We start from the raw sequence: 12,327 nt of genomic DNA, 5'->3' as shown, positions 1-12,327 counted from the left end.
TCCATGCAGGTAACACGGCAGCGCCGGGTTATTGAGAAGGAGCCGGTCAACCTCTTCGGCAGACGCGTCGGGCGCCGGACTCTGCTGGTCACGGCGGGCATCGCGGTCGCCCTCGGCGTCACCGGCACCGCGGTCGCCTCGACGTGGCAGTTCGGCACCCAGCAGGTCGCCCAGGAGACGGCGAACGGGCAGGTCATCTCCAGCGACCAGTACATCAACCCGTACGGCAGCCGGACCGTCGTCAACGACGGCAAGATCATGTCGTCCACGGTCAGCCCGGACGGCACCCACCTCGCGGCCTCGGTCGCCGACGGCGACGCCTCCCTGGTCGTCCTCGACCTGGCCACCGGGCAGGTCAGGCAGAAGGTCGGTACGAACGCGGCCGACGACCTGCGCATCAAGACCGCCGCCGTCGGCCAGGAGGGCCCGACCTACTCGCCCGACGGCACCCAGCTGTGGCTCGGTCAGGCCGACGGCTACACCAAGTTCACCGTGGCCGCCGACGGCACGCTCTCCAACCCGGTCGCCGTCGGCATCCCGGTCGACGGCACCAAGCACGCCCTGGTCGGCGCGGCCGTCTTCTCGGCCGACGGGTCCACCGTCTACTCCGCCGTCAACGGGCAGAACAAGGTCGTCGCCATCGACGCGGCCACCGGGACCGTCAAGCAGACCTGGGCAGTCGGCAACGCTCCTCGCGGACTCGCCCTGGTCGGCGGCAAGTTGTACGTCAGCAACGAGGGCGGCCGCCCGGCCGGGCCCGGCGACACCACCATCAACTCCTACGGCACCGACGTCGTTGCCGACCCCGACACCGGCGCCGCCACCACCGGCACGGTCAGCGTCATCGACACCGCCGACCCGTCGGCCGCCGTCGACAGCATCGACGTAGGACTGCACCCGACCGCCGTGTACGCGAGCAAGGGCGCGGTGTTCGTCACCAACACCGCCGACAACAGCGTCTCGGTCATCAACGCGGCCAAGGACAAGGTCGTCCAGACCATCGCCACCCAGCCCTGGCCCGAGGCCTCCGTCGGCTACGAGCCCAACGCCGTGACGCTCACCGACGACGGCCGCCTGCTGGTCACCCTCGGCCGCGCCAACGCCGTGGCCGTCTACCGCTACACCTCCGCGCAGCAGCCCGCCCGCTACGTCGGCCTGCTCCCCACGGACTACTTCCCGTCCGGGATCGCCACCGTCGGCAAGAACATCGTCGTCTCCAACACCCGTGGCATCGACGCCCGCCGCCCCACCACCGCGGCCGGCCACAACACCCACGACACGACGTCGAGCCTGACGCAGTTCACGCTGCCCGACGACCGCACGATCAGGTCCCAGACGGCCAAGGTCTTCAAGATGAACGGCTGGACGGCCGGCTCGGTCCTCACGGCGGCCAAGGGCAAGAGCCACGCCAAGGCGCTGCCCGTCCCCGTACGCCTCGGCGACCCGTCGACGATCAAGCACGTCTTCCTGCTGGTCAAGGAGAACCGCACCTACGACCAGGTCTACGGCGACCTGCCGCAGGGCAACGGCGACTCTACGCTCACCACCTTCGGCGAGAACGTCACGCCCAACCAGCACGCCCTGGCCGAGCAGTTCGGGCTCTACGACAACTTCTACGACGTCGGCACCAACTCCGCCGAGGGCCACAACTGGCTGATGCAGTCGGACAACCCGGAGTACACCGAGTCCTCCGCCGGTGAGTACACGCGCAGTTACGACACCGAGAACGACGTCCTCGGCCACCAGAAGACCGGCTTCATCTGGACCGGCGCGCAGGCGGTCGGCAAGTCGGTCAAGGACTTCGGCGAGTTCCAGTCGCTGGAGACCAAACCGGCCGGCGCGACCTGGCAGAACCTGTACTGCGACACCAGGACCATGGAGTCGACGGGGGCGCAGACGCAGTACCCGATCCAGACGGGTTCGGCGATCCCCTCGCTCAACAAGGTGTCGGTGCAGGGCTTCCCGCTGTTCGACCTCGACGTCCCGGACATCTACAAAGAGCAGATCTGGAAGCAGGACTTCGAGAAGAACGGCCCGGCGAACCTGAACATGTTCTGGTTCTCCAACGACCACACCGGCGGCCCGGCCAACGCCTCCGCCGAGGTCGCCGACAACGACCTCGCGGTCGGCCGCATGGTCGACGAGATCTCGCACAGCAAGTACTGGAAGGACTCGGCGATCTTCGTCGTCGAGGACGACTCCCAGAACGGCCTCGACCACGTCGACGGCCACCGCGCACCGGTCCAGGTCATCAGCCCGTACGCCAAGCACGGCACGGTCGACAGCCACTACTACTCGCAGATCACGATGATGCGCACCATCGAGCAGATCCTCGGCATCCACCCGATGAACCAGCTCGACAGCGCGGCCACCCCGATGTACAACGCCTTCACCCCGAAGGCGAACGACACGCCGTTCACGGCGGTCCCGAACCGGACCTCCCTGACCCTCGGCGTCAGCCCCCAGCCGACCTGCGGCTCGGACAACCCGGCCCCGCAGGACACCAAGGCGGCCGCCGCGCCGACGACCACGGCGGTGCCGGAAGCCGCGCGGGATCTCGCGGCCGAGTGGAAGGCGTGGGCCAGGCACCAGCGCCTGACCGGCCCGAACGCCGTGCCCGACTACGCCAACCCGACCCAGATGAACCGCTACACCTGGTACCAGACCCATAACTGGACCAAGCCGTACCCCGGTGACAAGAAGGTCTACGCCCCGAACGACGTACCGGGCGCCTACCTCCCGTCGGCGGAGAACGACGGCTGAGCCACCTGCACCCCCCCACGCCAAGGGGCCCTGTACCGGCGTCAGTTCCGGCTCGGGGCCCCTGGTGGGTGCGCCTCTCCGGCCTCCTGCTCGGCCGGCCGGAACCGCCCTGCTCGACGGGAATGCAGTCACGCATGAGCTCCCACTGGGGCGCCATGCCCCGATGCCACGGCCGCGGCGGGGTTCCGCCAGTGGATGCGCCCAGGGGGTCGGGAGGAGCACTCTGGAAGGAGGTGTTCCGGAGGTGATCGTCATGACGCACAGCACAGTCGGATGGCATGTCGAACTGGAGTTCCGGGAGGACGAGGAACACACCGAGGCGGCCGCGCTGGTACGGCTGCCCGACGGGACCGAGATACGGACCCGCGGCCACGCCAGCCGCCACCACACCGACTCCAATCAGCCGCGGGTGGGGGAGGAGATCGCCGGCGCCCGCGCACTCAACGAGATAGCGATGCAGCTCCTGACGAAGGCCCACGGCGAGATCGACTCGGCGTCCGGACGGACTTCGCATCCCATCAACGTGTAGGGAGCAATGCCTAGGGATCAACGTGTAGGGAGCGCGTTCAACAGCGGCTTCGTCACGACGGTCATCGCGGTCGGCGTTCCCGGGCAGCCGCGCTGCGACCAGTCGGTGGCCACACCCAGCAGCGCGCCGGCGACGAAGGCCGCGGGGACGTCGTGCGGCGGCTCGGTGTCCCGCGCCGGTGGTGCAAGGTGCCCGGAGGCGTGTGCGGCGGCCGTGACCCGGAGCCGTACGTGCTCGATGACGCGCGCGCTGCCCGTCGGCCCGAGCAGGCCTGCGGGCGGGCGCCGGTGGGATCCAGGTCGAGGACGAACCCGATCAAGGGCCGGATCGCCCAGTGGGCGGCCGCGTCGGGCATGACCCTCGCCGGGTTCACCCAGGGGAACATCACCGGCGCGACCACGTGATCGACGGGAGCACGATCAAGACGGTCTGAGGTCAGCCCTTGGTCAGTCCTTGGTGCTGTTCTTCCCGGTGTCCTCGAGCTGGAAGTGCCAGACCACCGCGACCGGGGAGTCGTCCAGGGCCGCGGCCGAAGCCTCCGGGCACCAGTGCAGGAGGTCCCAGGACATGTGCGCGGGGAGCGGGTCCGGCGCGGTGTCGGGGGCGAGGGAACGGAGCGGGCGGCGGGGCTCCTCGCAGTGCCGGACCTGGAAGCCGAGGGGCAGGGCCGCGGCGAGGTAGGCGCTGAGCGGACGGTGGTACTCGGCGAGGAGGGTCGGGTGGCCCTCCGGGTCGGGTTGGCGGGGCAGGGTCGGCCTGAGATAGGACACCAGCAGGTGGGCGTCCGAGATCACGAGGTGACCGCCGGGGCGCAGGACACGCGCGAACTCGGCCAGCACGGGCGCCAGTTCGGGTACGTGGGTCAGGGCGAGCGCGCAGACGACGGTTTCGACCGTGTTGTCGCCAAGGGGCAGGTCGTGCAGGTCGGCCTGGTGGAAGCCGACGTCCGGCAGGCGCTCGCGGGCCAGGGCGAGCATCTCCGGTGAGGCGTCCACACCGGTCACCCGGTGGCCGAGCCGGTGCAGGTGGGCGGTGTGCCGGCCGGTGCCGCAGGCCGCGTCCAGGGCCGTGCCGACGGGCAGACCGTCCAGGATGCGCCGGACGACCGGCTGTTCGAGGTCGATCATCTGGTTGCCGGGGGAGTCGTAGTGCGGCGCCCAGGACCGGTAGACCTCGGCCGTACTGATCGTGCCCTCACGCGCCGTCTCACCCTCGGCATGCGCGAGGGCGGGCGTGTCCAGCAGCGTCCGGATCTCGGCGATCCGCGCCTCGACGAACGCCCGGTCGGCGCTCCGCTCCCGGAAGCCGCGCAGCAGAGCGGCGCCCTCGACGCCCAGCAGATACCCCAGGGGGCTCAGATAGGTCACCCGAGGGACGGTACGGACGCATGCGCCGCCGCTTCCACCGGTTTTCCGGCGCCGCGGGGAGGGGCTCCTACGGCGTTACGACGACGTCCCGCACCGCCCGTACCAACGCCTGCGCCCGCGGGTCCGCCGTAACGCTCTTCCTGAAACCGTTGGTCACATAGCCGAAGGCGATGCCCGATTCGGGGTCGGCGAAGCCGAGGGCGCCGCCGCGGCCGGGGTGGCCGAAGGAGGTGGGGGCGAGGAGCGGGGAGGCCGCTCCGTGCAGCATGTAGCCGAGGCCGAACCGGGTGTTCACGACGAGGATCCGGTCCGGCCCGGCGCTGCGCTCGGCGCGCGCCAGCTCCACCGTCTCCGGCGCGAACAGCCGTGTCCCGCCGTCCACTTCACCGATCAGCGAGGCGTAGAAACGCGCGAGCCCGTCCGCCGTCGCGATGCCGTTGGAGGCGGGGAGGGCGGCGGCGCGGTAGCCGGGGTCGTTCTCGTCGGGCAGGGGGCTGATGGCGGCGAAGGCGCGGCGGGTGAGGGAGGCCGGGTCGGCGTAGGCCTCGGAGACGGCACGCTTCGGCCGCGTCCGGAACCCGTGCGGATCGGCCGGCGGATCGACCTGCGCCACCCGCCCCACCCGCGCCCGTTCGCCGTCCGGCAGCCCGAGCCACAGCTCTGCCCTCACCGGCCCGGCGATCTCGTCCGCGATCCACTCGCCGATCCCGCGCCCGGTGATCCGCCGCACCAGCTCGCCGGTCAGCCAGCTGTACGTCTGCGCGTGGTACCCGTGGTCCGACCCCGGCTCCCACACCGGCGCCTGCGCCGCAACGGCCTCCGCGCCCAGCGCGGGATCCGCCGCCTCGGCCGGCGTCAACGGCCGGTCCAGCACGGGCACCCCGGCCCGGTGCGCGAGCAACTGCCACACCCGCGTCCGCTCCTTTCCGGCCGCCTTGAACTGCGGCCAGTACTCCCCGACCGGCGCGTCCAGGTCCAGCTCCCCACGCTGGTGCAGCAGCAGGAGTACGGCGGCGGCGACGCCCTTGGTCGCGGAGCGCACGATCTGGGCGGTGCCGTGCTCCCACGGCTCGGTCCCGTCGACGTCCTTCGTGCCGCCCCACAGGTCGACGACCTTGCGCCCGCCCTGGTAGACGGCGACCGCGGCACCCCGGTCCCCGAGCACCTGGAAGTTCCGCGCGAACGCCTCCCGGACCGGCTCGAAGCCCTCGGCGACTGTGCCGTTCACGTCCACGCCCGTACTTCCTTCCGGTCCACCTGCGACTGTGGGGGCAACACCCCCCGACAGCCTGCGATTCCCCGGTGTCGCTACCCCAACAGGATCGTTACATCGATGTTGCCGCGGGTGGCATTGGAGTACGGGCAGACCTCGTGGGCCGCGTCCACCAGCTTCGCGGCGACGTCCTGGTCCAGCACCGGCAGCGAGACGCTGAGGGCGACCGCGAGGCCGTAACCCTTCTGCGTGTTGGGGCCGATGCCGACCTTCGCGGCGACCGTGGAACCGGTCAGGTCGAAGCCGGAACGGCGGCCCACCAGCACCAGCGCGTTGTGGAAGCAGGAGCTGTACCCGGCCGCGAACAGCTGCTCCGGGTTGGTGCCGTTGCCGTCCCCGCCCAGCTCCGGCGGCATCGCGACCCTCAGCTCGATCTGCCCGTCCTGACTGGTGACGTAGCCGTCCCGGCCGCCGTGTGCGGTCGCCTCGGCGACGTACATGATCTTCGTCGGTCGGGTGTCGACGGCGAGGTCGTCGTCACTCATGGCTGGCCCCCCAAACGAGTGCGTGCAAGTACATCGTGCACAAGGTACTGGCCGGTAGGGAGGGGCTGGACTACCAGGGGGTAATAACCGCGGGTAACCCGAGATGGGAGGCGGCGCGGGTCCTGGACCCCTCCGGTGAACGGGTTGCCGTGGCCGGGGAGTGCTCGGTCCGGTGGGACGTGGCGGAGGCGGGTCAGGCCCAGCGGGATCAGGGCCATGAGCGCGACCCGGACCGTGGCGACGATCGCGAGGGCGGTGGGGTTCGGGCCGATTCCGAGCCTCAGCCGCGAGCCGCCTGCGGGCGGCGCGCCTGGTTCCCGGCCGCCCGCTCCCGGAGCCGCGGGTCGGCGGACGGTACGAGCAGCAGCGCGGACCCGGAGCTGGAGCCGCCGCCGGCCACGTCCGCGTACTCGTACCCGAACTGCTCGGCGACCCAGGCCGGCCGCGTCGGCCCCTGCCCACCGGTCCATGCCCCTCGTCGTTTCAGTCGGTTCAGGCCCGGCGCTCGGCCGCCTCGTGCGCCCTCTCCGTGAGCCGCCACAACTCCTCGCGCAACCTCGCGACCTCCGGGGCGCCGAGGCCCGTTGCCGTGAGCAGCGCGCCGGGGACGCGCGCCGCGCGCTCCCGCAGTTCTTCTCCGCGCCCGGTGCAGGCGATGAGCACCGAGCGCTCGTCGTGGGTCGCGCGCTCCCGGCGCACAACCCCGGCGCTCTCCAGCCGCTTGAGCAACGGCGACACCGTGCCGTAGTCGAGCCGCAGCGCCGCCGCCAGCTCCTTGACCGTGGTCTCGCCGCGCTCCCAGAGGACGAGGAGGACGAGGTACTGCGGGTAGGTGAGGCCGAGTTCGTCCAGGACCGGACGGTACGCGGCCGTCACGGCGCGCTGGGCGGCGTACAGCGCGAAGCACAGTTGGTCGTCGAGCAGCAGCGAGCCCTCGGGCGCCGGATGGTCCTCGTTCGTCACGCGCCCATTGTCACGGACGGCCCTGCCCGGCCGACGCGGAACGCGGATCGAAGCCGAAGGGCAGCTCCAGGCGGTGGGCCCGCATCAGGCGGTCGTCGGAGAGCAGCTCCGCCGTCTTGCCGTCCGCCGCGATGACGCCCTCGCTGAGGATCAGGGAGCGGGGGCAGAGTTCGAGGGCGTACGGGAGGTCGTGCGTGACCATGAGGACCGTGACGTCCAAGGAGCGCAGGATGTCGGCGAGTTCGCGGCGGGAGGCCGGGTCCAGGTTGGAGGAGGGCTCGTCCAGGACGAGGATCTCCGGCTCCATGGCGAGGACGGTCGCGACGGCGACCCGGCGGCGCTGGCCGAAGGAGAGGTGGTGCGGCGGGCGTTCCTTGAACTCCGCCATGCCGACCCGCTCCAGCGCCCGGTCGACCCGCGCCTCCAGCTCCGCACCCCTCAGCCCGGCCGCCGCCGGCCCGAACGCCACGTCCTCGCGGACCGTCGGCATGAAGAGCTGGTCGTCCGGGTCCTGGAAGACGATGCCGACCCGGCGCCGGATCTCCGCCATGTGCTTCTTGCCGACGGGCAGCCCGGCGACCGTCACGGTGCCCGCGCCGCCGGTCAGGATGCCGTTGAGGTGGAGCACGAGGGTGGTCTTGCCGGCGCCGTTGGGCCCGAGCAGCGCGACCCGTTCGCCGCGCCCGACGGTGAAGTCCACGCCGAACAGCGCCTGGTGGCCGTCGGGATAGGCGAAGGCGAGGCCGGTGACCTCCAGGGAAGCGGCGGAAGCAGTACTCACAGGGTCCATCCCAGCAGGCAGACGACGAGGGCGGCGGCGGGGAGCGCGAGGGCGTACGACCACTGCGCCCGGGACGCGGTCACCTCGTCGATGACCGGCATGGAACCGGCGTAACCGCGGCTGACCATGGCCAGGTGCACGCGCTCCCCGCGCTCGTAGGAGCGGATGAAGAGGGCGCCCGCGCTCTTGGCGAGCACCCCCCAGTGCTTCACGCCCCGCGCCTCGAAACCGCGCGACTCGCGTGCGATCCGCATGCGCCGCATCTCGTCGGTGATGACGTCGCCGTAGCGGATCATGAAGGACGCGATCTGTACGAGCAGCGGCGGGAGCTTCAACCGCTGGAGGCCTAGCAGCAGTTCGCGCAGTTCGGTGGTGGAGGCGAGGAGCACGGACGCGGCGACGCCGAGCGTGCCCTTGGCGAGGACGTTCCAGGCGCCCCACAGCCCGTTCACGCTCAGCGAGAGCCCGAGGACGTCGACCTTCTCGCCCTCCGCGACGAACGGCATCAGCACCGCGAACGCCACGAACGGCACCTCGATCAGCAGCCGCTTCAGCAGGAAACCGGCCGGCACGCGTGCGCGGTACGCGACGACGCCCAGGAGGACGGCGTACAGGCCGAACGCCCACATCGCCTCGCGCGGTGTCGAGACCACGACCACCACGAAGGCGAAGGTCGCGGCCAGCTTGGTGTGCGGCGGCAGGGCGTGCACGGGGGAGTGCCCGTGCCGGTAGAGCCGGTGTGCGTGTCCCGCGCCCATGTCAGACCTCGCCCATGTCAGGCGGCGCTCGTGCTGGTCGGCGAGACGTCCGGCGTACGCCTCCGGCGCACGGCCCAGAAGACCGCGCTCCCCGCGACCACGGTCACGCCGACGCCGATCACGCCCGCCAGCCCTCCGGACAGGCGGGCGTTCTCGACGTCCTTGACCCCGTAGTCGGCGAGCGGGGAGTCGGCCGAGGCGTGCTCCTCGGCCTTGCTGTCGATGCCCTTGTCGCGGGCGACCTTCTCCAGGCCGTCGGGGTTCGAGGAGGCGTAGAAGCTGACGAAGCCGGCGAGGACGAGGGAGGTGACCAGGCCGGTGATCCACAGCGCGCGACGGGAGGTGCGCGCCGCGACGGGCGCCGTGCGCGCCCCCTCGGACGCCCCGGCGGGCACGTCCACGAGCACGCCGTCCACACGCAACTTGAGCCGCTGCTCAAGCCCACGCGCCCCGTGCACGAGATCCGGGCGCACGGCGATCACCGCGCCCACCGTCAGCGCCGTGATCGCCGCCTCGCCGATCCCGATCAGGACGTGCACGCCGATCATCGCGGTCGCGACCTTGCCGATGGAGACGTCGGTGGTCCCGCCGACGGCGTAGATCAGCGTGAAGGCGACCGCGGCGGCCGGCACCGAGAGCAACGCGGCCGCGAAGGAGGCGACGGTGACCGAGCGCCGCCCGCGCGGCAGCAGCTTCACCAGGCCGCGGAAGACGGCGTACGAGACGACGGTGGTGACGATCGCCATGTCCGTGATGTTCACGCCGAGCGCGGTCAGGCCGCCGTCCGCGAAGAGGATGCCCTGCATGAGCAGGACGACGGAGACGCAGAGGACTCCGGTGTAGGGCCCGACGAGGATCGCCGCCAAAGCCCCGCCGAGCAGATGGCCGCTTGTTCCGGCCGCGACGGGGAAGTTGAGCATCTGTACGGCAAAGATGAACGCCGCCACCAGACCCGCCAGTGGCGCGGTGCGTTCGTCGAGCTCACGGCGTGCGCCGCGCAGGCTCACGGCGATGGCGCCCGCGGCGACGACTCCGGTCACGGCGGACGTGGGGGCGTTGATGAATCCGTCAGGCACATGCACCGTTCGATGATAGTGGCTTATTGCGAACCTTTTGCAAGAGCCAGGTTGTCGTCATCGCGAATGTGAGATGTCCGTCGTCAGGAAGCGAGGGCCGGAAAATATGCGACATTGGAGGGAAAGCGGATGCACAGCTTTCGCCTAGGTCACTCAGCGTCGAGGGGTCGTCCGATGTCTGTAGTCGAACAGTACGCACGAGCCCATATCGTCACGGACGCGGACGAAAAGGTGCAGGAGGAGCGGGGGGCCGTACCGGTGGTGCTGCGGTACGACCCCGAGGCCGATCCCCGATCGGTGCGCGTGGGGCTGCCCGGCACGGACGAGTGGACCTTCGCCCGCTCCCTGCTCGAACAGGGCCTGCGGGCCCCGGCCGGCAGCGGAGAGGTCCGAGTTTGGCCGTGCGGCCGGGTACAGGCCGTGGTCGAGTTCCACTCGGCGCAGGGCGTCTCGGTCGTGCAGTTCGAGTCGAAGACCCTCATGAGGTTCCTGCGGCGCACCTATCTGGCCACCGGGGAACCCGTACGGCGGTAGGCCGACCGGCCTTCTGCCGCGTCAGCCGCCCATCTTCAGCAGGGCCGCCACGATCGGTCCGGCCGTGTCGCCGCCGTGACCGCCCGCCTGGACCACGCCCGACGCGGTGAGGTCGCCGCAGTAGGCCGTGAACCAGCCGTTCGGCTTCTTCTGCCCGTCGACCTCGGCCGAGCCCGTCTTGGCACCGCAGCCCGACATGCCCGCCATCGCCTTGGCGGCCGTGCCGTACGAGGCGGTGTAGGACATGACCTCCTTCAGCTCGGCCTGGGTCTGCGCGGACATCGTGCGGGAGGCCTTCGCGAGCGTGCGGTGGTCCACCGACGGGGCGACCAGGTACGGCTGGTGGAAGACGCCCGAGGCCACCGTCGAGGACACCGACGCCATGTTCAGCGGGTTCATGCGCACCCCGCCCTGACCGATCAGCGAGGCGCCCATCTGTGCGCCGCTCTGCACCGGGATCGAGCCGTCGAAGGTCGGCACTCCGATGGCCCAGTTGTTCATGCCGAGGCCGTAGACCTGCTGCGCCTCCTCGGTGAGGTCGCTGTTGGACAGCTTGGGCGCGAAGTTGATGAAGGCGTTGTTGCAGGACGCCCCGAAGGCCAGCTTGAAGGTGCCCTGCTTGATCTCGGAGTCGTCGTCGTTGTGGAAGGTCCAGCCGGCGAGCTTGTACGTCTTGGGGCAGGGGTGCGACTCGTCGGGGTGGACCAGGTCCTTCTCGAACAGGATCGTCGAGGTCACGACCTTCATCGTGGAGCCGGGGGCCAAGGAGCCCTGGAAGGCCACGTTGAAGCCGTGGTTGTGGTTCGCGACGGCCAGGATCTCGCCGGTCGAGGCGCGCATCATGACGACCGACGACTTGTCCTGCGCGGCGACCTGCTTCTCGGCCGCGGCCTGGTAGACCGGGCTCAGGGTCGTGTTCACCTTGCCGGGCGTGCCCTTGGTCAGCGTCAGCAGCGTCTTGTCGGACAGCTTCGCCTTCTGCGAGGCCTTGCCGCGTACGACGTTCAACTCCACGCCCGCCTTGCCGCCGGCGATCTTGCCGTACTTCTCCCGCAGGCCGTCCAGTACAGGCCCCAGCGACGGGTACTTGGCGGTCGTCAGCTCGCCGCCGTGACGGTCGTACGCCTTGATGGGCGGGGTCCCGGACTCGCCGGTGACCAGGGTGTCGCCGTCCTTGAGGTCCGGGTGGACGACGGCGGAGTGCCAGTCGACGTACGGCTTGCCGTCCTCCTTGCTGCGCACGACGGTCAGCGAACTCTCGTACGCGAGGGGCTTCTTGCTGCCCTGGTACGAGACCGTGCCCTTGACGGAGAAGGGGACCTTGTCGCCGGTGCGGGTGCCGGGGGTGACGGTGACGCCCGTGATGTGGGCGTCCTTGGTGTAGCCGGTGAGCAGGGCGGTGGCCGCCGTCGAGTCGTTCGTGACGGCGGCCGCCTGTGCGACCTTGCCGGTCTGCCAGGAGGTGAGGAACTTCGTGGCGGCCGTCCGGACCTCGGTCGCGGACAGCGGCCCGGTCTTGACGTCCTTGTGGTCGGCGCTGCTGGACGTCGAGCGGTCGTCGGCCGCCGCCCCGCCGCCGTACAGCGCGTAGACGCCGACGCCGGCGCCGCCGATCACCACGGCGATCATCCCGCCGACCACGGCGGGCCTGGTCTTCCGTCGCTCGGCGACGCGCCTTCTGTTACCCACGGCTTCCGTTCCTTTACGAATTCCTCAGGGTCCCCTCAGGGCCCTGGCGTCACATTCCCGCCTGTCCGGCGGCGCCTGGCACGCGCGCTCGCCGCGTTGCCGAACCACC

General features: G+C 70.8%; 12 protein-coding genes. 4 read left to right on the top strand and 8 right to left on the bottom strand.

What is annotated here, in order from left to right:
* The first annotated feature begins 3 nt into the window (after positions 1-3).
* The 3 genes from ACQEWB_RS20515 (at position 4) to ACQEWB_RS20505 (ending at position 3,696) form a co-directional block, all read left to right on the top strand.
* Entirely contained in the window at positions 4-2,763 is a 2,760-nt protein-coding gene (locus ACQEWB_RS20515; RefSeq protein ID WP_432833021.1) for an alkaline phosphatase family protein, read from the top strand.
* A 253-nt stretch (positions 2,764-3,016) separates the two neighbouring features.
* The gene (locus ACQEWB_RS20510; RefSeq protein WP_432833019.1) at positions 3,017-3,292 is read left to right on the top strand and encodes a DUF1876 domain-containing protein; all 276 of its coding nucleotides are present in this window, start codon (positions 3,017-3,019) and stop codon (positions 3,290-3,292) included.
* Between the two features lie 230 nt (positions 3,293-3,522).
* Positions 3,523-3,696, top strand: a complete 174-nt coding sequence (locus ACQEWB_RS20505) for a hypothetical protein (RefSeq protein WP_432833017.1) — start codon at positions 3,523-3,525, stop codon at positions 3,694-3,696.
* A 42-nt stretch (positions 3,697-3,738) separates the two neighbouring features.
* Here the strand turns inward: ACQEWB_RS20505 and ACQEWB_RS20500 are convergent, their stop codons facing one another.
* The 7 genes from ACQEWB_RS20500 to ACQEWB_RS20470 form a co-directional block, all read right to left on the bottom strand.
* Positions 3,739-4,659, bottom strand: coding sequence for a class I SAM-dependent methyltransferase (locus ACQEWB_RS20500; RefSeq protein ID WP_432833015.1), 921 nt, complete (start codon positions 4,657-4,659; stop codon positions 3,739-3,741).
* Between the two features lie 67 nt (positions 4,660-4,726).
* Positions 4,727-5,893, bottom strand: coding sequence for a serine hydrolase domain-containing protein (locus tag ACQEWB_RS20495; protein ID WP_432833013.1), 1,167 nt, complete (start codon positions 5,891-5,893; stop codon positions 4,727-4,729).
* A 74-nt stretch (positions 5,894-5,967) separates the two neighbouring features.
* Entirely contained in the window at positions 5,968-6,417 is a 450-nt protein-coding gene (locus ACQEWB_RS20490) for an organic hydroperoxide resistance protein (RefSeq protein ID WP_432833011.1), read from the bottom strand.
* A gap of 492 nt (positions 6,418-6,909) precedes the next feature.
* Entirely contained in the window at positions 6,910-7,380 is a 471-nt protein-coding gene (locus tag ACQEWB_RS20485) for a MarR family winged helix-turn-helix transcriptional regulator (protein ID WP_432833009.1), read from the bottom strand.
* 10 nt (positions 7,381-7,390) lie between these two features.
* On the bottom strand, positions 7,391-8,170 hold the full coding sequence (locus ACQEWB_RS20480; RefSeq protein WP_432833007.1) for an energy-coupling factor ABC transporter ATP-binding protein: 780 nt from the start codon (positions 8,168-8,170) through the stop codon (positions 7,391-7,393).
* Positions 8,158-8,919, bottom strand: a complete 762-nt coding sequence (gene cbiQ / locus ACQEWB_RS20475; protein ID WP_432833005.1) for a cobalt ECF transporter T component CbiQ — start codon at positions 8,917-8,919, stop codon at positions 8,158-8,160. Before cbiQ ends, ACQEWB_RS20480 begins: the two co-directional genes overlap by 13 nt.
* 17 nt (positions 8,920-8,936) lie before the next feature.
* Positions 8,937-10,001 carry an energy-coupling factor ABC transporter permease gene (locus ACQEWB_RS20470; protein ID WP_432833003.1) on the bottom strand — a complete coding sequence of 355 codons (1,065 nt, stop codon included), beginning with the start codon at positions 9,999-10,001 and terminating at the stop codon, positions 8,937-8,939.
* A 168-nt stretch (positions 10,002-10,169) separates the two neighbouring features.
* Here ACQEWB_RS20470 and ACQEWB_RS20465 point away from each other — a divergent pair, with 168 nt between their 5' ends.
* Positions 10,170-10,529, top strand: coding sequence for an SsgA family sporulation/cell division regulator (locus tag ACQEWB_RS20465; protein ID WP_432833001.1), 360 nt, complete (start codon positions 10,170-10,172; stop codon positions 10,527-10,529).
* A 21-nt stretch (positions 10,530-10,550) separates the two neighbouring features.
* Here ACQEWB_RS20465 and ACQEWB_RS20460 read toward each other — a convergent pair whose 3' ends face one another.
* On the bottom strand, positions 10,551-12,218 hold the full coding sequence (locus tag ACQEWB_RS20460) for a penicillin-binding transpeptidase domain-containing protein (protein ID WP_432832999.1): 1,668 nt from the start codon (positions 12,216-12,218) through the stop codon (positions 10,551-10,553).
* Between the last annotated feature and the right edge of the window lie 109 nt (positions 12,219-12,327).

Source organism: Streptomyces sp. CA-249302 (assembly GCF_050936785.1).
GTDB lineage: Bacteria > Actinomycetota > Actinomycetes > Streptomycetales > Streptomycetaceae > Streptomyces.
Note: the sequence above shows the minus strand (reverse complement) of the source record. Positions and strands in the feature narration are given on the sequence as shown.